16 protein-coding genes are annotated in these 17,933 nt (G+C 72.4%); 10 read left to right on the forward strand and 6 right to left on the reverse strand.

Features of this window, described 5'->3' with window-relative positions; translation table 11 throughout:
- The 4 genes from D0D28_RS32945 to ligD form a co-directional block, all read left to right on the forward strand.
- On the forward strand, positions 1 to 649 hold a 649-nt coding region (locus D0D28_RS32945), incomplete at its 5' end, for a thiamine pyrophosphate-dependent enzyme (protein WP_240323447.1).
- Positions 649 to 1,236, forward strand: coding sequence for a dienelactone hydrolase family protein (locus tag D0D28_RS32950; RefSeq protein ID WP_116115034.1), 588 nt, complete (start codon positions 649 to 651; stop codon positions 1,234 to 1,236). The genes D0D28_RS32945 and D0D28_RS32950, both read left to right, overlap by 1 nt.
- Complete coding sequence (locus D0D28_RS32955) at positions 1,233 to 2,612, forward strand: MFS transporter (protein ID WP_167481524.1); 1,380 nt, start codon at positions 1,233 to 1,235, stop codon at positions 2,610 to 2,612. Before D0D28_RS32950 ends, D0D28_RS32955 begins: the two co-directional genes overlap by 4 nt.
- A gap of 68 nt (positions 2,613 to 2,680) precedes the next feature.
- Positions 2,681 to 3,610 (forward strand): non-homologous end-joining DNA ligase, encoded by a 930-nt coding sequence (gene ligD, locus D0D28_RS32960; protein ID WP_116115036.1) that lies wholly within the window; start codon positions 2,681 to 2,683, stop codon positions 3,608 to 3,610.
- On the opposite strand, the gene D0D28_RS36395 is transcribed toward ligD, so the two are convergent.
- The gene (locus D0D28_RS36395; RefSeq protein ID WP_205413425.1) at positions 3,559 to 3,912 is read right to left on the reverse strand and encodes a hypothetical protein; all 354 of its coding nucleotides are present in this window, start codon (positions 3,910 to 3,912) and stop codon (positions 3,559 to 3,561) included. The two genes, ligD and D0D28_RS36395, sit on opposite strands and share 52 nt — an antisense overlap.
- A gap of 480 nt (positions 3,913 to 4,392) precedes the next feature.
- Here D0D28_RS36395 and D0D28_RS32980 point away from each other — a divergent pair, with 480 nt between their 5' ends.
- Positions 4,393 to 4,578 (forward strand): CsbD family protein, encoded by a 186-nt coding sequence (locus tag D0D28_RS32980; RefSeq protein ID WP_116115054.1) that lies wholly within the window; start codon positions 4,393 to 4,395, stop codon positions 4,576 to 4,578.
- A 61-nt stretch (positions 4,579 to 4,639) separates the two neighbouring features.
- A complete protein-coding gene (locus tag D0D28_RS32985) occupies positions 4,640 to 5,875 on the forward strand; it encodes a benzoate/H(+) symporter BenE family transporter (RefSeq protein WP_116115038.1) in 1,236 nt (411 codons plus the stop codon).
- On the opposite strand, the gene D0D28_RS32990 is transcribed toward D0D28_RS32985, so the two are convergent.
- The 5 genes from D0D28_RS32990 to benA all read right to left on the reverse strand — a co-directional run bounded on the left by D0D28_RS32990 (position 5,870) and on the right by benA (position 14,073).
- A complete protein-coding gene (locus D0D28_RS32990; RefSeq protein ID WP_116115040.1) occupies positions 5,870 to 8,461 on the reverse strand; it encodes a LuxR family transcriptional regulator in 2,592 nt (863 codons plus the stop codon). The two genes, D0D28_RS32985 and D0D28_RS32990, sit on opposite strands and share 6 nt — an antisense overlap.
- 9 nt (positions 8,462 to 8,470) lie before the next feature.
- Positions 8,471 to 9,781 carry an MFS transporter gene (locus D0D28_RS32995; protein ID WP_116115042.1) on the reverse strand — a complete coding sequence of 437 codons (1,311 nt, stop codon included), beginning with the start codon at positions 9,779 to 9,781 and terminating at the stop codon, positions 8,471 to 8,473.
- A 62-nt stretch (positions 9,782 to 9,843) separates the two neighbouring features.
- Positions 9,844 to 12,012 (reverse strand): benzoate 1,2-dioxygenase electron transfer component BenC, encoded by a 2,169-nt coding sequence (benC, locus tag D0D28_RS37440; protein WP_116115044.1) that lies wholly within the window; start codon positions 12,010 to 12,012, stop codon positions 9,844 to 9,846.
- A 208-nt stretch (positions 12,013 to 12,220) separates the two neighbouring features.
- Positions 12,221 to 12,727, reverse strand: a complete 507-nt coding sequence (benB, locus tag D0D28_RS33005) for a benzoate 1,2-dioxygenase small subunit (protein WP_094005260.1) — start codon at positions 12,725 to 12,727, stop codon at positions 12,221 to 12,223.
- Complete coding sequence (gene benA / locus D0D28_RS33010; RefSeq protein ID WP_116115046.1) at positions 12,724 to 14,073, reverse strand: benzoate 1,2-dioxygenase large subunit; 1,350 nt, start codon at positions 14,071 to 14,073, stop codon at positions 12,724 to 12,726. Before benA ends, benB begins: the two co-directional genes overlap by 4 nt.
- Positions 14,074 to 14,290: 217 nt before the next feature.
- Between benA and D0D28_RS33015 the strand changes: the two genes are divergently transcribed.
- Genes D0D28_RS33015 through catC form a run of 4 tightly spaced genes read left to right on the forward strand, consistent with a single transcriptional unit; the run spans position 14,291 to position 17,481 of the window.
- Positions 14,291 to 15,199, forward strand: a complete 909-nt coding sequence (locus D0D28_RS33015; protein ID WP_116115048.1) for a LysR substrate-binding domain-containing protein — start codon at positions 14,291 to 14,293, stop codon at positions 15,197 to 15,199.
- Positions 15,196 to 16,299, forward strand: coding sequence for a mandelate racemase/muconate lactonizing enzyme family protein (locus D0D28_RS33020; RefSeq protein ID WP_116115050.1), 1,104 nt, complete (start codon positions 15,196 to 15,198; stop codon positions 16,297 to 16,299). Before D0D28_RS33015 ends, D0D28_RS33020 begins: the two co-directional genes overlap by 4 nt.
- A gap of 36 nt (positions 16,300 to 16,335) precedes the next feature.
- Entirely contained in the window at positions 16,336 to 17,181 is an 846-nt protein-coding gene (gene catA, locus D0D28_RS33025) for a catechol 1,2-dioxygenase (RefSeq protein ID WP_094005264.1), read from the forward strand.
- Positions 17,182 to 17,202: 21 nt separating this feature from the next.
- Positions 17,203 to 17,481 carry a muconolactone Delta-isomerase gene (catC, locus tag D0D28_RS33030; protein WP_116115052.1) on the forward strand — a complete coding sequence of 93 codons (279 nt, stop codon included), beginning with the start codon at positions 17,203 to 17,205 and terminating at the stop codon, positions 17,479 to 17,481.
- Positions 17,482 to 17,933: the final 452 nt, after the last annotated feature.

Here is a 17,933-nt window from a genome sequence, read left to right on the forward strand (position 1 = left end):
GGGTGATCCGGCGTGGCGGGGGCGGGCGGTGGCGACGCGGGCCGCCGTGCGGTCGCGGCTGCGTGAGGCGATCGGCCCGTACGCCGAGATCTGTGACGCGATGCGCGCGGGGCTGCCGCGGGAGTCGGTGATCGCGCGGGACGTGACGATCCCGTCGAGCCAGTGGGGCAACCGGCTGCTGGAGATCGCCGACCCGCGCACCAACCTGTTCCCGGTCGGCGGCGGGATCGGGCAGGGCCTGGCGACCGGCATCGGCGCGGCGCTGGCCGGCCGCGACGCACCCACGCTGGTGATGGTGGGCGACGGCGGGCTGGCCGTGCACCTGGGCGAGCTGGGCACGCTGGCGCAGGAGAAGCCGTGGCTGGTGCTGGTCGTGTTCAACGACGGCGGGTACGGGGTGCTGCGCAACATGCAGGACCACCACGGCGGCGCGCGGGCCGGGGTGGACCTCTACACCCCGGACTTCTCGCGGCTGGCGCAGTCGCTGGACCTGCCGTACCAGCTGGTGAGCAAGCCGTCGCTGTTCGGGGAGGCCCTGGAGAAGGCGGTCGCGCAGCACGGCCCGTCCGTGATCGAGGTCGACGTGACGGCGCTGGACCCGGCGCCGCGCCCGTTCGTCCCGCCGGTGCCCGTCCCCCGGGAGGACTGATGACCACCCCGGCGACCAGCCACCACCACGGACACGCCCCCGCCAACCGGCGGCGCCGCATCCTCAAGACGGCCGCGCCGCTGCTCGTGCGCTACCCCGTCGCCGACGTACGCGCCGCCGTGATCGTCCTGCACGACGAGCGCGGGCTCACCGCCGGAGCCGAGGCCGCGTGCCGCGCGCTCGCCGAGTGCGGGTACCTCGCCGTGGCCCCGCTGCTCTACTACGACACCGGCGGACGGGTCTACCCGCGCGGCAACTTCGCCGCCCTCGAACCGGAGGACCTCGCCGCCGACGTCGCCGGCGTGCTCGACCACCTGCGGCGGCGCGCGCAAGTCCCGCCCACCGCGTTCACCGGGCTCGGCCAGGGCGCCCACCTCGCCGCGTGGGCCGCCACCACGCACGGCCTGCCCGCGGTGGGCGTCGAGCCGCGCGAAGGTCCCTGGCCCGGTCTCCCCGAGCTGCCGGTGCTCGCCGCGAACCTGGGCGAGTCCTGGCTGTCCCTGCGTGACGAAGACGACACCTGGGACGAAGCAGTGCGATTCCTCGATTCAGCCCGCACACTATTGCCCGACGAGGAGACCGAATGAGCATCGACGCCACACCCGCAATGACGCAGGGTGACATCGCGGCCCGGCTGGAACGGCTGCCGATGTCGCGCTGGCAGATCAGCGTTCGCCTGCTGATCGGCATCGTGACCTTCTTCGAGGCGTTCGACCAGCTGCTGATCGCCTACACGCTGCCGGTGCTCTCCCGCGAGTGGGGCCTGTCGGCGGCCACCAGCACCGCGGCGCTGACCATCGGCTCGATCGGGATGCTGCTCGGCGCGCTGGTCTCCGGCTGGGCCGCCGACCGGATCGGCCGCGTCAAGGTGATCGCGATCTGCGTCGCGGTCAGCGCCCTGTGCAGCGCCGGCATGGCCGCCTGCGACTCGCTCACCCCGTTCCTCGTCCTGCGGTTCGTGCAGGGGCTCGCGATCGGCGGCGAGGTGCCCACCGCCGCGGCCTACATCAGCGAGATCACCCGCGCCCACAAGCGCGGCCGGTTCGTGCTGCTCTACGAGGTGGTGTTCCCGGCGGGCCTGGCGGTGAGCGCGCTGGTCGCGGCGTGGCTGATCCCGCTGTGGGGCTGGCGCTCGCTGTACCTGCTGGCCGCCGTGCCCGGCCTGATGGCGTTCGTGATCCTGAAGAAGGTGCCGGAGTCGCCGCGCTGGCTCGCCTCGCGCGGCAAGTACGACCGGGCGGCCGCGGCGATGGCGACGATGGAGGCGAAGGTCCAGCGCGCGACCGGTGAGCCGCTGCCCGCGCCGGCCGCCGCGGTGCCGGTGACCGCCCCGCAGCAGCGCGGCAACGCCCTGCGCGACCTGTTCGCCGGACGCTACCGGCGTCGCACGCTGACGGTGTGGACGATCTGGTTCGTCGGCTACCTCGCCAACTACGGCATCACGTCCTGGCTGCCGACGATCTACCGCGGTGTGTTCCACCTGCCGCTGGGCCAGGCGCTCTGGTACAGCACCGCGACCTCGGCCGCCGGTCTGGCCGGCTGCGTGCTGGCGGCGCTGGTGATCGACCGGATCGGGCGGCGGATGGTGCTGGCCGCCGGTCTCGGCGCGACCACCGCGATGCTGGTGGTGCTGGGCGCGCTCGGCGCCGGGTCGCCGGTGCAGCTGCTGGTGTGGTCGTCGCTGGCGGCGGTGTTCAACTTCGCCGTGAACATCAGCCTGTACCTGTACACGCCCGAGCTGTACCCGACGCGCAGCCGCGCGCTGGGCTGCAGCCTGGGCGGGGTGATGAACCGGCTGGGCCTGATCCTCGGGCCGATCCTGGTCGGCGCGGTCTACGCCGGCGGCACCGCGCTGGGTTCGGTGTTCCTGCTGATCAGCGGTATCACGCTGGTGGGTGCGATCGTGGCCGCGGTGTTCGCGGAGGAGACCCGCGGCCGCACGCTGGAGGAGATCGCGCCCTGACGCCGTCGCGGGGTGCCGGGTCCGCCCGGCACCCCGCGACGGGGCGGTTTTCGCGCTAGGTTCGGTCCATGGCCAAGGGCGAGGCGGTGGAGCTGGAGGCCGGGAACCACACGGTGCGGATCTCGAACCCGCAGCGGGTCTACTTCCCGGCGCGGGGCGAGACGAAGCTCGACCTGGCGCGGTACTACCTGGCCGTGGGCGAGGGGATCGTGCGCGCGCTGCGGGAGCGGCCGTGCATGCTGCACCGGTTCCCGTCCGGGGTCAGCGGCGACAAGGTGCACCAGAAGCGGGTGCCGGCCGGGGCGCCGCCGTGGCTGGAGACGGTGCGCGTGCACTTCCCGCGCTACGACCGGCACGCCGACGAGCTGTGCGTCACCGAGCTGGCCCACGTGATCTGGGCGGTGCAGATGAGTACCGTGGAATTCCACCCCTGGAACTCGCGGCGCGCGGACACCGAGAAGCCCGACGAGTGGCGCATCGACCTCGACCCCGGCCCGGAGGCCGATTTCGGGCGGGTGCGGCGGGTGGCGCACGTCGCGCACGAGGTGCTCGACGAGCTGGGCGCCGTGGGCTGGCCGAAGACCTCCGGGGGCAGCGGCCTGCACATCTACGTGCGGATCGAGCCGCGGTGGGGGTTCAGCGAGGTGCGCCGGGCGGCGCTGGCGTTCGCGCGCGAGGTGGAGCGCCGCGCCCCCGACGACGTGACCACGACGTGGTGGCGCAAGGACCGCGACCCGGCGCTGGTGTTCGTGGACTACAACCAGAACGCGCGCGACCACACGATCGCGAGCGCGTACTCGGTGCGCGGCGTGCCCGAGGCGACGGTGTCGACGCCGATCCGGTGGGACGAGATCGACGACGTCGAACCGGGCGACTGCACGATCGCGACGGTCCCCGCGAGGTTCGCCAAGCTCGGCGACCTGCACGCCGGCATCGACGACACCGCCTACTCGCTGGAGACGCTGCTGGACTGGGCCGACCGCGACGGGCTGGACTGACCGCCGCGGACCGAGGCGGCGGGGCGCATCCGGAACACGACGATCAACGCGAGGACGGCGACCACGGCCATGGCCAGGAACGCGTCGCAGCCGGTCGACACGTCGGCCTGGAACCCGACCGTCGTCATCCCCGGCGACGATGTCGTCTCCCGCGTCGCGGCGCTGATGATCGGGGTGGCGACGAAGATGAACCCGACGCTGAGCCCGGGGATCCCGACGCCCGCGGGGATCACCGACGCTGCCGTCGCGAAGCTCGACAGGAACAGGGCGAACAGCGCCATCGCCGTGAGACCCGCCAGCACCAGCGGCCGGGTGCCGAGGCGGTCGGCGAGGCGGCGGCGGGTATCGGCACCGCCGCCGGTCCGGCCATCGGCGGCGGGATCGGCCAGTTCCTCGGCTGGCCCGCGCTGTTCTGGCTCATGCTCGTGGTCGCGCTGGTGCTGCTGCCCGCGGCGTGGCGCGTGCTGCCCGGCGAGTCCCCGGCGGGCGTGGCCCGGTTCGACCTGCCGGGTGGCATCTTCCTCGGCCTCGGGGCCGGGCTGGTGCTGTTCGGCGTGACCCAGGCGCAGGTCGCCGGCTTCACCGCACCCTCGTCCTGGGCCCGCGCTTGTCCGCGGGCATCAACCTGTGACGGCGATGATCGAGAGCACCGGCAGCGCGGCCGCGCCCAGCCCCATCACGACCCGCCCGCGCTCCTGTTGCTGAGCCCCACCGTCCGCCCTGGCCGGGTAAGGATCATCCACTGGGGTACCCGGAGCGCTCACCGACCGGAAGGACCCGAGATGAGCGGCGAAGACAAGGCCCGGAACAAGGCGGAAGAGCTCAAGGGCAAGGCGAAGGAAGGGCTCGGCAAGGCCACCGGCAACGAGCAGTGGGAGGCCGAAGGCAAGGGCGAGCAGGGCAAGGCCGACGTCAAGCAGGCGGGCGAGAAGGTCAAGGACGCGGCGAAGGACGTGTTCGACCGCTGACCCTGTGGCACCCGCCACAACCCGGTGTACGCATCGCGATCGCCACGTTCAACATGCGTACATGAGCCTCGACGAGGAGACCCGCGCGCCGCGGTTCGAGCGACCGCCGAAACCGGTTGCCGGGCCGCGGCGGGTGCGCCGGGACCTCACCGGCACCACGCTGACCAACGGCGTGATCGGCCTGGTGTTCTCCGCGACCGGGCCGATCGCGGTCATCCTCGCCGTCGGGGTGCAGGGCGGGCTGACCCCGGCGCAGCTGGCGTCCTGGATCTTCGGGGTCTTCTTCCTCAACGGCATCCTCACGGTGCTCGCGTCGTGGCTGTACCGGCGGCCGCTCGCGTTCTTCTGGACGATCCCCGGCACGGTCGTCGTCGGCGGATCGCTGAACCACCTGACCTGGGCCGAGGTGCTGGGCGCGTTCGTGGTGACGGCGCTGCTGATCCTGGGGATCGGCCTGACCGGCTGGGTGCGCGCGGTGATGGCCGCGCTGCCGATGCCGATCGTGATGGCGATGGTGGCCGGGGTGTTCCTGGAGTTCGGGCTCGACCTGGTGACCGCGCTCGGCCTGGACCCGGGCGTCGCGGTCCCGATGGTCGTGGTGTTCGTGCTGCTCAGCGCGCTGCCGGCGGCCGGTCGGCGGCTGCCGCCGATCCTGGGGGCGCTGCTGGCGGGCGCGGTCGCGGTGGCGGTGTCGGGCCGGTTCGCCCCGGCCGGTTCCGGCTGGCTGGCCGAGCCGTTGCTGCAGGCGCCCCGGTTCACCTGGACCGCGTTGCTGGAGCTGGTCGTGCCGCTGGCGGTGACCGTGCTGGTGGTGCAGAACGGCCAGGGCGTGGCGGTGCTGAAGCAGGCCGGGCACGAGCCGCCGACCAACGTGGTGACCGTCCTGTGTGGACTGTGGTCGCTGCCGGCCGCGGCGGTGGGCGCGGTGTCCACCTGCCTGACCGGGCCGACGAACGCGCTGCTGGTCGCCTCGGGCGAGCGCGAACGCCAGTACACGGCGGGCCTCGTGTGCGGTGCGGGAGCGGTGGTGACGGGCCTGTTCGCGCCGGCGTTCGTGCGCCTGATGCTGGCGACGCCACCCGCGTTCATCGCGGTGCTGGGCGGGCTGGCGATGCTGCGGGCACTGCAGAGCGCGTTCGTGACGGCCTTCCGCACGAAGTTCACGCTCGGCGCCCTGGTGGCCTTCCTGGTGACCGTGTCCGGCGTGCAGCCGCTGAACATCAGCGCCGCGTTCTGGGGCCTGGTCGCCGGGCTCGCCGTGTCGGCCCTGCTGGAGCGCGGTGACTTCCGCTCATGACCGGCGCCGGGCGGCCAGCTCCGCGCGCGAGCGGATGCCGAGCTTGGCGTAGATCCGGGTCAGGTGGTACTGCACCGTCTTCGTGGACAGGAACAGCTCGGCCGCCACCTCCCGGTTGGACAGTCCACTCGCGACCAGCTGCGACACCGCCTCTTCCTGCGGGGTCAGCTCGTCGAACCCCCGGCCGCGCGGGACGTGCACCCCGCCGGCCTTCAGCTCGCGGTCGCAGCGGGCCACGTACGTCGCCGCGCCCAGCGCGGTGAACGCGTCCCGCGCGGTGCTGATCACCGTGTCGGCCTCGCGGCGCTTGCCGGCCCGCCGCAGGATCTGCCCGTAGGCGAAGTTCACCCGCGCCAGGTCGTAGCGCAGCGGCAGGTCCTCCAGCAACTCCAGCGCCTCGCCGAACGCCGCCCGCGCCCCCGCCACGTCACCCCGCGTGCCGAGCAGCCGCCCGCGCGCCGCGGCGAGGCGGGCCCGGGCCGAGACCCGCCCGCGGTCGGCGGCGAGGCGTTCGTGCGGTTCGAGGAACGCGCCGGCCTCCGCGGTCTTGCCCGCCAGCACCAGCGCGTGCGCGTACATGTCCGCCCACGGCCACAGCCCCGGCTCGTCGATGCTGCCGCCCGCCCACGGCATCGTCAGCGGCCGCAACGCCCGCAGCACCCCGGCCGAGTCCGCGCGCGCCTCCGCGACGTGCGCCCGCGCCAGGCACGACGGCACCCGCATGATCTCGTAGTCCTGCGGCCCGGCGTCGGCCCGGCGCAACGCCTCCTCGGCGCGCTCCCAGTCGCCCCGCAACGCGTGCACCGCCACCGCCGTCCACGCCAGCAGCGGCCCGGCCAGCACGATCCCGGACCGGTCCAGCAGCGGCTCGGCCTCCGCGACCGTGCGCAGCGCCTCGTCCCACTCCCCCGCCAGGAACTGCGCCCGCGCCAGCCACCCGCGCGCCCACAGCGAGATCCGGGTCGAGCCGCCGAGGAACGTCGTGGGCACCGAGATCTCCAGGTCCACCCGCGCCTCGTCGAGCGCGTCGACCATCAGGTTCAGCCAGCCGCGGCCCATCTGGATCCGCTGCGCCTGCGCGCCGTGCTGCACCCGTCCGGCCAGCTCGGCGTACCCGGCCAGCGCCTCGTCCGCGCGGCCGCTGCCGGCCAGGCCCAGCCCGCGGATCGCCGCCGCCTCGACCGCGGCCGGGGCGTCCGCGGGCACCAGCGAGATCGCCCGGTCCGCCCACCGCACCAGGTCCTCGGCGCGGCACCGCGCCAGCGAGTGCAGCACGTAGCGCTGGCAGATCAGCGCCGCGACGTCCGGCTCGCGTCCGGAGTTGACCAGGTCCCAGGCCCGGCCCAGCCGCGTTTCCGCCTCGGCGGCGCGGCCGCGCACGATCGCCAGGTACCCCAGGACGGCGTTGCGCAGCGGCGTCTCCCGCAGGCTCTCCACCTCCGGGACCAGCGCGGCCGCGGCGAACGCGTCCCCGGCGCCGATCAACGCGTCCACCGCGCGGGTGAGGCGGCTTTCCCGCTTCAGCCGGTCGTCGGTGAGGCGGCTGGCGTCGGACAGCAACGAGGCCGCCACGCCCCACGCGCCCTCGGCGGCGCGTTCGGCGGCCAGCTCGTCGAGCCGGTCGGCGACCGCCGCGTCCGGCACCGGGGACGCGGCGACCAGCAGGTGCATGCGGCGCACCGGGTCCTCGATGAGGTCGGCGGCCCGGCGGTGCGCGTCCGCGGCGGCGGCCGGGCCCATCGCGGCGAGCACGGCGGCGCGCACCATCGGGTCCGGCGGGCCGGCTTCGGTGAGGCCGTGCGGGGCGAACTCGGCCAGTCCCGCGGCACACGCCTCGTCGAGCAGCGGCAGCACGTCGCCGCCGGCCCCGGCCAGCGACGCGGCGTCCCGCACCGCGGTGCCCGGCCCGAGCACCGCGATCGCCTCGACCAGCCGCCGCGCCGCGGGCGAGCACGACTCCAGGGCCTCGCACACCCGCGCGGCGACCGCGGCGGGCGCGGGCAGGTCCGGGTCGAACCGGGCCCACGTCGCGGCCGGCACCTCGCCGAGCAGCTGCACGACGTGGCGCGGGATGCCGCCGGTGTGCCGCCACAGCCGCTCGGCCATCGACGGGTGCAGCAGCACGCCGTGCGCCGCGGCCAGGTCGCCGACCTCGCACGCGGTGAGCGGCTCCAGGCGCACGGTCGTGGTCGCGGCGCGGTGCAGCAGTTCCAGCGCCGCCGCGGGCACGTGGTGGTCGCCGCTCACGCACGTGGCGACCACGAGCAGCCGGCCATCGTGGTCGTGCCGGACGGCGGAGACCAGCGTGCGCAAGGACTCCAGGTCCGCCCACTGCGCATCGTCCACAATGGCCACCCCGTCGGCGCCACCGAGCTGGGCCAGCACTCCCCCGGCGCGGCCGGTCTCCCACGGCGCCCCGGCCGCGCGCCGCACCGGCCCGTCGTGCCGGGCGGCGAACTCGTCGGCCAGCGCGGACCGTCCCACCCCGGCCGGGCCGGTGACCAGCACGAACGCCGGCGCCGTCGCGCTGCCCAGTGCGGCGAGCGCGGCGGCGCGGGCGATCAGCTGCGGGCGACGGTGGACCACATGGTCACTCTAGGCGGGCTCCGGCGCGACCGCGGCCACCGGAACGCCGGCGTGGTCGGCCCGCGGCACCAGGGCGGTGACCAGCGCCGCGGCGAGCGCCACCCCGGCGAAGATGAAGAACGCCGTCGTCCCGCCGAGACCGGCGCCGACCAGCAGGCCGCCGACGACCGGGCCCACGATCCCGCCGAGCCGGCCGAACCCGGCGCACCACGCCACCCCGGCGGCGCGCGCCCGCGTCGGGTAGTAGTTGGACACCAGCCCGTAGATCAGCACCTGGGTGCCGATCGTGCCGACCCCGGCCACCGCCACCGCGAGCAGCAGCGCGACCAGCGGCAGGTCCAGCGGCAGCAGCGCGAGCGTGATCGCGGCGAGCACGAACGTGGTGACCACGACCCGCTTCGCCCCCGCCCGGTCCGCCCACAGCGAGGCGAGCAGGCCGCCGATGATCGCGCCGAGGTTGAGGATCAGCAGGAAGGTCAGCGAGTAGCTCGTGCCGTACCCGTTGTCGGACATGATCTTCGGCAACCACGTGTTCAGGCCGTAGGTCAGCAGCAGCCCGGCGAAGCTCATCAGCCCGAGCAGCGCGGTCGGCCAGGCCAGGGCCCGGGTCGCCAGCGCCGGGAAGCCGACGCGGTCGGTCACCGGCGGCTCCGGCACCAGCGGGACCCCGGTGCGCTCCGACACCGCCCGCGCCTCGGCGTCCCGGCCGCGGGCGGCCAGCCACTTCGCCGACTCCGGCAGCTTGACGATCGCCAGCGGCAGGACCAGCACGATCGGCAGCGCGCCGACCCAGAACAGCCCGCGCCACCCGACGTCGTCGGCCAGCACGATCGCCAGCAGTGAGGCGAGCACGCCACCGGCGGGCACTCCACTGTAGACGATCGCGTTGAGCCGGTTGCGGCGTCCGGCCGGCGCGAACTCGGCCACCAGAGCGCCGACGGTCGCGACCAGCGCGCCGACCCCGATGCCGGTGAAGAACCGGCCGAAGCCGAACGCGGTGACGTTCTGCGTCAGGGCGGTCAGCCCCATCCCGATCGAGAACCAGGCCAGGTTGATCAGCATGATCTTGCGGCGGCCGATCCAGTCGCCGAGGGCGCCCGCGGCCAGTGCGCCGACGAGCACGCCGACCAGGGCGTAGCTGCCCAGTGCCCCGGCCTGGCCGGCGCTGATGTGGCCGAGCTGGCTGGGGTCGGCGAGCAGGGTGGGCAGGACGGTGCCGTAGACGACCAGGTCGTACCCGTCGAAGACGAGGGCGATCGCCGACAGGGCGACCACCCAGGACACGGTGCGCCGGCGCTTCGTTGCGTCGGTGTCGGACATGATGGCTCCCGGGGTGGGGTGTGGGGAGGAAACAGCGGCCCCGGGCGGGGCCGCCGGGGATGTCAGCCGAGGTCGCCCCCGGCCACCGGCAGGACGGTGCCGGTGATGTAGGAGGCCTCGTCGGAGGCCAGGAACGCGATCGCGGCGGCCTGCTCGTCGAGCGTGCCGTAGCGCTTCATCAGCGACGACTGCACGGTCTGGTCGATGTGCGCCTGGAACCAGGCCCGCTCCTGCTCGGTCTCCAGCGCCGACCCGCCGCGGCTGATCCGGCGCGGCGGCGCTTCGGTGCCGCCGGGCGCGGTCGCGACCACCCGGATGCCCGCGTCGGCGTACTCCAGCGCGAGCGAGGCCGTGATGGCGTTGATGCCGCCCTTGGCCGCCGAGTACGGGATGCGGTGGATGCCCCGGGTGGCGGCCGAGGAGACGTTGACGATCACGCCGTGCCCCCGCGCGGCCATCGACGGCAGCGCGGCGCGGCACGAGTACAGCGTGGTCATCAGCGACCGGCGGATCTCGGCGTCGATCTGCGCCGGGGTGAACTCGGTGAACGGCTTGAACCAGATGGCCCCGCCGACGTTGTTGACCAGCACGTCGATGCGGCCGTACCGGGCCAGCGCCGCCTCGGCCACCGCCTGCGCGCCCGCCCAGGTCTCCAGGTCGGCGAGCACCGGCAGGGTTTCGCCGCTGAGCTCGTCGGCGACGGCGGTCACCAGGTCCGCGCGGTCGGCGAGGACGACCGTGCCGCCCTCGGCGCTGATCCGCCGCGCGACCCGCGCACCGATGCCCTGCGCGGCGCCGGTCACCACGACGACCTTGCCGGCGAAGCGGCCCGGGCTGAGGAACTCCGTCCGCCGCGCGGCGTGCCGGTCCCCCGCCTCGAACGCGGGGGTGATGTCCTGCCGGGGCAGCATTTCCTGGCCCGCGATGGTGCGGGACGCGGTGGGTCGCGGGGAGTCGCCGGGGTCGAGGGCGCCGCCGGTGCCCTGTCCCGGCCAGATGACCTGACCGGCGATGGCACGAGCCGTGGCCGCCTCCTCGGCCGCGGGCCGAGGCGAGCCGCCGTGGAGCGGCGCGACCTCGGCGAGCGGGAAGATCCGCTGCCCGGCGACGGCCCGGCTCGCCCCCACCGGTTCCGGGGCAGACGAAACCGGAGCGGCCGGTGCCGGCCGGGCCGGAGCCGGGGTGACCGGGACGGCCTCGGGCTCGGGATCGGCCTTGGTCGCCACCGCGGCGGCCGACAACGCGAACTTCTCGTAGTAGAAGCCCGCCGGTTCCACGCCCGTGTCGGCGAAGTGCCGGCGCACCGCCTCGACCATCGGCGGCGGGCCGCACAGGTACACCGCCACCTCGCCGCCGTGCAGGTGCTCGTCGCGGATCAGGCTGGTCACGTAACCCTTGTTCGGGGCGCTCGAATCCGGGTCGGCGACGCAGTAGTCCCAGGTGAGCCCCTCGACCTCGGCGGCCAGCGCGGCGAGCGTGTCCATCTCGACCAGGTCGTCGTCGGTGGTGACGCCGTAGATCAGGTGCGCCCGCCGGGCGGAGCCGCGCAGGGCCCGCACGATCGACAGGATCGGCGCCAGCCCGGTGCCGCCCGCGAGCAGCAGCACCGGCCGGTCGGCCTCGCGCAGGAAGAAGCTGCCGTGCGGGCCGGTGAAGGTCAGCTCGTCCCCGGGCGCGGCCCGCTCGGTGAGGTAGTCCGACATGACCCCGCCCGGCGTGAGCTTCACCAGGAACGTCAGCTGCTTGTCGTCCGGGGCGTTGCTGAACGAGTACGAGCGCGTCTGACCGGTGCCGGGGACCTCGATGTTGACGTACTGCCCGGGCAGGAACGCCAGCTGGTCGCGGTCCGGCGTCTCCAGCGTGAGGGCGACCGTGGTCGGCGACAACCGCTCCAGCGCGGTGAGCGTCGCCGGGTAGGTCGCCGCCTGGGTCTTCGCCACCGCCGACGTGCTGGCGATCTGCAGCACCAAATCGGACTTCGGTTTCATGCTGCACGGCAGCACGTACCCGCGGGCGGCCTCGTCCTCCGGCAACGCGTCGTCGATGTAGGTGCCGCCGTCGTACTCACCGGACTCGCAGAACGCCTTGCACGTCCCGCACGCCCCGTCGCGGCAGTCCAGCGGGATGTTGATGCGCTGCCGGTAGGACGCGTCGGCGACCGTCTGGTCCGGCTCGCACCTGATGAAGCGGGTGACACCGTCCTCGAAGGACAGTGCGACCTGGAAAGCCATGGTGACTCCTGGTGCTCGGGCGAGGTGGTGAAGCGGCGAAGCCGCTTGTGGTGGGCCGTGAACCGGCACCGCCGCGGGTTCTCAGACGTCCCCTCGCGAGGACAGCGCCGACGTGATGAATTGGCATTCATGAGGAGGCGATCCCACAGCGAGGGGGCGTCTGAGGTTCCGCCACCCGCACCGCCACGCAAACCAGCCCGTGACAGTCCTAGATGTGGTAGACGTCGACGACGTGGTGGATGTAGTCGTTCTTCAGGATGACGGTCTTGCGGCGGATCAGCGGGGATTCGCCGGAGAAGTCGATCGTGTAGAACGACGTGCCGTAGTACGGGTCGACCGTCTTGTAGCGGAAGTACATGGTGTGCCAGTTGAAGCGCACGTCCACGATGTCGCCGCGGCGCTCGATCAGCTCGACGTTGGTGATGTTGTGGCTGGTGCGCGGCTCCGGGATCGACGTGGCGCTGGACCGCTCGGTGCGGATCCGGAACACCCGGTCCTCCAGCCCGCCCTTGTTCGGGTAGTAGATGAGCGAGATCTGGCTCCGCGGGTCCTCGGTCAGCAGGTCGTCGTCGCCCCAGGAGGGCATCCAGAACACGACGTCGTCGGCGTAGCAGTCCAGCCACTTCTCGAACTCGCGGTCGTCGAGGTAGCGCGCCTCGCGGTAGAGGAACTGCTCGATGTCGGTCTGGGTGATGGTCTTGATCCCGGTGGTCATTCCGCCGCTCCGATCGCCTTGCGCAGGGTGTCCCGCCAGTAGCCGTGCTGGACCGGGTACAGCCCCTCGTCCTCGTTCTTCTGCCCCGCCGAGATGACGCCCTTCATGTCCAGGGCCAGCGCGACCTCGTCCGGGCCGGTCAGCCAGTGCTCGGCGCCGCGGCTCATGTCGTTCCACGGCGCGGCGGTGGCGCGGAAGGTGAGCTGGCAGGAGCGGAACTCCTCCAGGTCGTCCGGGGTGGCCATGCCGGAGGCGTTGAAGAAGTCCTCGTACTGTCGGATCCGCCAGGCGCGCGCGTCGGCGCTCTCGCCCTTGGGCGCGATGCAGTAGATCGTCACCTCGGTCTTGTCCGGCGCGATCGGCCGGAAGTGCCGGATCTGCGTGGAGAACTGGTCCATCAGGTAGACGTTGGGGTACAGGCACAGGTTGCGGGAGCCCTTGACCATGAACTCGCCCTTGGCGTCGCCGAACTCCGCCTTCAGCTCGTCCATCCGGTTCCACAGTGGACGGTCCTGCGGGTTGGCCGCCCACGTCCACAGGCACAGGTGCCCGTGCGGGAAGGACCAGTAGCCGCCGCCGGACTTGCCCCAGCTGCCGGCGTCGAGGGTCTTGGTGTCGTTCGTGGACTCACCGGTGTTGCGCCGCGCGGTGGTGGCCGCGTAGTTCCAGTGCGTCGCGGTGACGTGGTAGCCGTCGGCGCCGTTTTCGGCCTGCACCTTCCAGTTGCCGTCGAAGGTGTAGGTGGACGAGCCGCGCAGCACCTCCAGCCCCTCCGGGGACTGGTCCACCAGCATGTCGATGATCTTCGTGGTGTCCCCGAGGTGCTCCTCCAGAGGCAGCACGTCGGCGTTGAGGCTGCCGAACAGGAATCCGCGGTAGCTGTCGAAGCGGGCCACGCGGCTCAGGTCGTGCGAGCCGCCGGTGTTGAACGAGGCCGGGTACCCGGCGCCGTCGGGGTCCTTGACCTTGAGCAGCTTGCCGTCGTTGCGGAAGGTCCAGCCGTGAAAGGGGCAGGTCAGGGTCATCCGGTTGTCGGTCTTGCGGCGGCAGATCATCGCGCCCCGGTGCGCGCAGGCGTTGATCAGGCAGTGCAGCTCGCCGCCGGAGTCGCGCGTGATCACCACCGGCTGCCGTCCGATGTAGGTGGTGAAGTAGTCGCCCGGGTTCGGGATCTGGCTCTCGTGGGCGAGGTAGATCCAGTTGCCCTCGAAGATGTGCTTCATCTCGAGTTCGAAGATCTCCTCGTCGGTGAAGATCCGGCGGTTCGCGCGGTAGATTCCGGCCTCGCGGTCCTCCACGACGGCGTCGGCGAGGACGGCCGACACGTGGTCCACGGTCTCGGTCATGGAAACCTCCAACGGCCTCAGCGGCACTGCTCGGCTCTGCGTGTTCCCCCGACCATGACAACCCGTGGCCCCAGTCACACCGGGCGATTACCTAGTCCTGACCCAGGGTGCTATTAATCGATAGCATCGATCAATCCAGACCGAATCGCTCCTTGTCTTGACTCAATATCCGTACCTACGGTGAATGAATCCACGAGGAGCGGGAAGGAGGCCGGCGATGGAGCTGCGTCATCTGCGGTACTTCACCGCCGTGGCCGACACCTGCCACTTCGGGAAGGCCGCCGAGCGCCTGCACATGGCGCAGCCGGCCCTGTCGCACGCGATCCGCCAGCTGGAGGCCGAGCTGGGCGCGCCCCTGTTCACCCGCACCACCCGGCAGGTCCGGCTCACCCCGGCGGGTGAGTTCCTGCTGGCCGAGGCGCGCCGGGTGCTGGACACGGTCGAGGACAGCGTCCGCGGCGTGCGCCGCATCGCCGACGGCCGCCTGGGCCTGGTCCGGGTCGGGTTCACCGGCACCTCGGCGTTCTCGCACCTGCCGCGCATCGCCCCTGCGGTCAAGCGGGACCTGCCCGGGGTGGCCGTCGAGGTGCACGCGGACCTGCTCACCCCGGCCCAGTGCGACGGGCTCCGCAACGGCGGCCTCGACCTGGCCGTGCTGCGCCCGCCCGCGCAGGGCGAGGACATCGAGCTGCACACCCTGGAGGTCGAGCCGCTGATCCTCGCCGTGCCCGCCGACCACCGGCTCGCGGTCGAGCCCGCGGTGTCGGTGGCCGACCTGCGCACGGAGGGGTTCATCAGCTACGCCAGCAAGGACTCCGTGGTCAACGACGCCGTCATGCGCAGCTGCCAGGCCGCCGGGTTCAGCCCGCGCCGCGAGCACGAAGCGGCCGGCACGGCGGTGCTGCTGGCGCTGGTCGCCGGCGGGCTCGGCGTCGCGGTGGTGCCCGCGTCGGCCCGCGCGCTGCCCCTCGCCGTGGTCGTGTTCCGCGACCTCGCCGACGCCGGCACGGTCGAACTCGCCCTCGCCTGGCGCCGCGACAACGACTCCCCGCTCGTCCGGTCGGTCCTCGACGTCCTCGAGGCCGCCCTCGCTCCGCAACCACAAGCATCCGAGGTCAGCCGATGAAGATCACGCGCGTGGAGGCGATCCCGTTCGCCATCCCGTACCGCAAACCGCTCAAGTTCGCCTCCGGCGAGGTGCACGTGGCCGAGCACGTGCTGGTGCGGGTGCACACCGACGACGGGATCACCGGCGTGGCCGAGGCGCCGCCGCGGCCGTTCACCTACGGCGAGACGCAGGCCGGGATCATCGCGGTGATCGAGAAGATCTTCGCCCCGCAGGTGACCGGCCTGACCCTGCTCGAACGCGAGACCATGGCCTCGCGCCTGGCGCGCACGGTCGGCAACCCGGCCGCGAAGGCGGCCATCGACATGGCCGTGTGGGACGCGCTCGGCCGCACCCTGGACGTGCAGGTCACCGAGCTGCTCGGCGGCTACACCGACCGGATGCGCGTGTCGCACATGCTCGGGTTCGACGAGCCGTCGGCGATGGTCGCCGAAGCCCAGCGCATGCGCGACGAGCACGGCATCACCACGTTCAAGGTCAAGGTCGGGCGCCGCCCGGTCTCCCTGGACACCGCCGTGGTGCGGGCCCTGCGCGAGGGCATGGGCGACGACGTCGAGTTGTACGTGGACGGCAACCGGGGCTGGACCGCCTCGGAGTCGGCCGTGGCGATGAAGGAGATGGCCGACCTCGGCCTGCTGTTCGCCGAGGAGCTGTGCCCGGCCGACGACGTGCTGGGCCGCCGCTGGCTGGTGTCGCAGCTGGACGTGCCGTTCATCGCCGACGAATCGGCCGTCACCCCGGCCGACGTGACCCGCGAGATCCTGGCCGGCTCGGCCACCGCGATCAGCATCAAGACCGCGCGCACCGGCTTCACCCACTCGCAGCGCGTGCACCACCTCGCCGAGGGGCTGGGCCTGGAGGTCGTGATGGGCAACCAGATCGACGGCCAGATCGGTTCGGTGTGCACCGTCGCGTTCGGCGCGTCCTACGCGCTCACCTCGCGGCGGGCGGGCGAGCTGTCCAACTTCCTCGACATGAGCGACGACCTGCTCACCGAACCGCTGGAGATCCACGACGGTGAGCTGCACATCCGGCCCGGCGCCGGGCTCGGGATCGAGATCGACCCGGCCAAGCTCGACCGCTACCGCCAGGACCGCTGAAACTTCCCCGGATATCAAGGAATCAAGGAGGATCCCATGACCGCCACCCACCACGCTCCCGCGGCCGCCGAATCGGGGGCCAGCGCCACGCAGCGGTTCAAGACGGACAAGTTCGCCGCCGTGGCCGGCACCCCGAAGGAGCGGGTGTCGACGCTCGCCCGTGAGGTGCTGTCGGCGGTGCACGAGACGATCCGCAAGCACAAGGTCACCTACGACGAGTACAACGCGCTGAAGGCGTGGCTGATCCAGGTCGGCGAGGACGGCGAATGGCCGCTGTTCCTGGACGTGTGGGTGGAGCACGTGGTGGAGGAGGTCGCCACCGCGCACCGCAAGGGCAACAAGGGCACGATCGAAGGCCCGTACTACGTGCCCGGCGCGCCCGAGCAGGGCTCGCGCGGCTCGGTGCCGATGCGCGCGGACGAGGGCGGCACGCCGCTGGTGTGGACCGGCACGGTCACCTCGGTCGATGGTACGCCGCTGAAGGACGCGAAGGTCGAGCTGTGGCACGCCGACGCCGACGGCCTGTACTCGCAGTTCGCGCCGGGCATCCCGGAGTGGAATCTGCGCGGCACCTTCTCGGTGGCGGAGGACGGCTCGTTCGAGATCCACACCGTGCGGCCCGCGCCGTACCAGATCCCGACCGACGGCGCGTGCGGCAAGCTCATCGCCGCCGCGGGCTGGCACGCGTGGCGCCCGGCGCACCTGCACGTCAAGGTGTCCGCGCCGGGCCACGAACTGCTGACCGCGCAGCTGTACTTCCCCGGCGACGAGCACAATGAGGACGACATCGCCTCGGCGGTCAAGCCGGAGCTGCTGCTGGACCCGAAACCGGGCGACGGCGGCGAGACGGTGTCCTACGGTTTCGTGCTCGACCCCGCTTGATCGTCTCTGGAGGACTCACCCATGTTGTTCCACGTCCGGATGGATGTTCGGTTGCCGTCCGATATGGACCCGTCGGTGCGGGCGGACATCGTCGCCCGGGAGAAGGCGTACAGCCAGCAGCTGCAACGGGAGGGGAAGTGGCCGCACCTGTGGCGCATCGTGGGTGAGTACTCGAACATCTCGATCTTCGACGTGGGGTCGAACGACGAGCTGCACGAGCTGTTGTCGGGGTTGCCGTTGTTCCCGTACATGGATATTCGGGTGATGCCGTTGGCTACGCATCCGTCGAAAGTTTCGTAGCCGCTACGCGGGTGGCTGAACTGCGCCGGCTTCGCTTCGCTACGCCCCGATCTGCCCCTCCCGAACCCGATCTTCAATTGTTCGGTTGCCGAGAAGTCGCGTCAAGGCGGGAAAGAGTACCTTGACCCGACTGCTCGGCAACCGATTTGGCTGGGGATCGGGTTGCGGGAGAGGGGTGGCTCGTGGGGGTTGGTGCTTTGCGTTGCCGGGTGGCGGTTTGTGACGCCCGGCAACGGCAGGTGACCCACCTGCCGCCCAGCCCTCCCCCGCTCCCCGATCCACAGCCCGGTTCTGCGGCCGATCAGGGGTTGTCAAGGTACTCTTTTGATGTGCTCCGAGGTCTCCGGACACGTCTTCCAAGTAGACTGGCGGAGGAGCCCGGAGGAGTGTTTCATGGCAAGGAGACCGAGAAAGTACTCGCCGGAATTGAAGGCTGAGGTCGTCAACGCGGT

Origin of the sequence: Amycolatopsis ruanii, from assembly GCF_003385175.1 — a bacterium.
Classification (GTDB): Bacteria; Actinomycetota; Actinomycetes; order Mycobacteriales; family Pseudonocardiaceae; genus Amycolatopsis_E; species Amycolatopsis_E thermalba.

Excerpts from the sequence above, each read along its gene's own strand:
- D0D28_RS32950 (WP_116115034.1), top strand. The coding sequence starts at position 649 with ATGACCACCCCGGCGACCAGCCACCACCACGGACACGCCCCCGCCAAC.
- D0D28_RS32955 (WP_167481524.1), top strand. The coding sequence starts at position 1,233 with ATGAGCATCGACGCCACACCCGCAATGACGCAGGGTGACATCGCGGCC.
- ligD (WP_116115036.1), top strand. The coding sequence starts at position 2,681 with ATGGCCAAGGGCGAGGCGGTGGAGCTGGAGGCCGGGAACCACACGGTG.
- D0D28_RS32980 (WP_116115054.1), top strand. The coding sequence starts at position 4,393 with ATGAGCGGCGAAGACAAGGCCCGGAACAAGGCGGAAGAGCTCAAGGGC.
- D0D28_RS32985 (WP_116115038.1), top strand. The coding sequence starts at position 4,640 with ATGAGCCTCGACGAGGAGACCCGCGCGCCGCGGTTCGAGCGACCGCCG.
- D0D28_RS32995 (WP_116115042.1), bottom strand. The coding sequence starts at position 9,781 with ATGTCCGACACCGACGCAACGAAGCGCCGGCGCACCGTGTCCTGGGTG.
- benC (WP_116115044.1), bottom strand. The coding sequence starts at position 12,012 with ATGGCTTTCCAGGTCGCACTGTCCTTCGAGGACGGTGTCACCCGCTTC.
- benB (WP_094005260.1), bottom strand. The coding sequence starts at position 12,727 with ATGACCACCGGGATCAAGACCATCACCCAGACCGACATCGAGCAGTTC.
- benA (WP_116115046.1), bottom strand. The coding sequence starts at position 14,073 with ATGACCGAGACCGTGGACCACGTGTCGGCCGTCCTCGCCGACGCCGTC.
- D0D28_RS33015 (WP_116115048.1), top strand. The coding sequence starts at position 14,291 with ATGGAGCTGCGTCATCTGCGGTACTTCACCGCCGTGGCCGACACCTGC.
- D0D28_RS33020 (WP_116115050.1), top strand. The coding sequence starts at position 15,196 with ATGAAGATCACGCGCGTGGAGGCGATCCCGTTCGCCATCCCGTACCGC.
- catA (WP_094005264.1), top strand. The coding sequence starts at position 16,336 with ATGACCGCCACCCACCACGCTCCCGCGGCCGCCGAATCGGGGGCCAGC.
- catC (WP_116115052.1), top strand. The coding sequence starts at position 17,203 with ATGTTGTTCCACGTCCGGATGGATGTTCGGTTGCCGTCCGATATGGAC.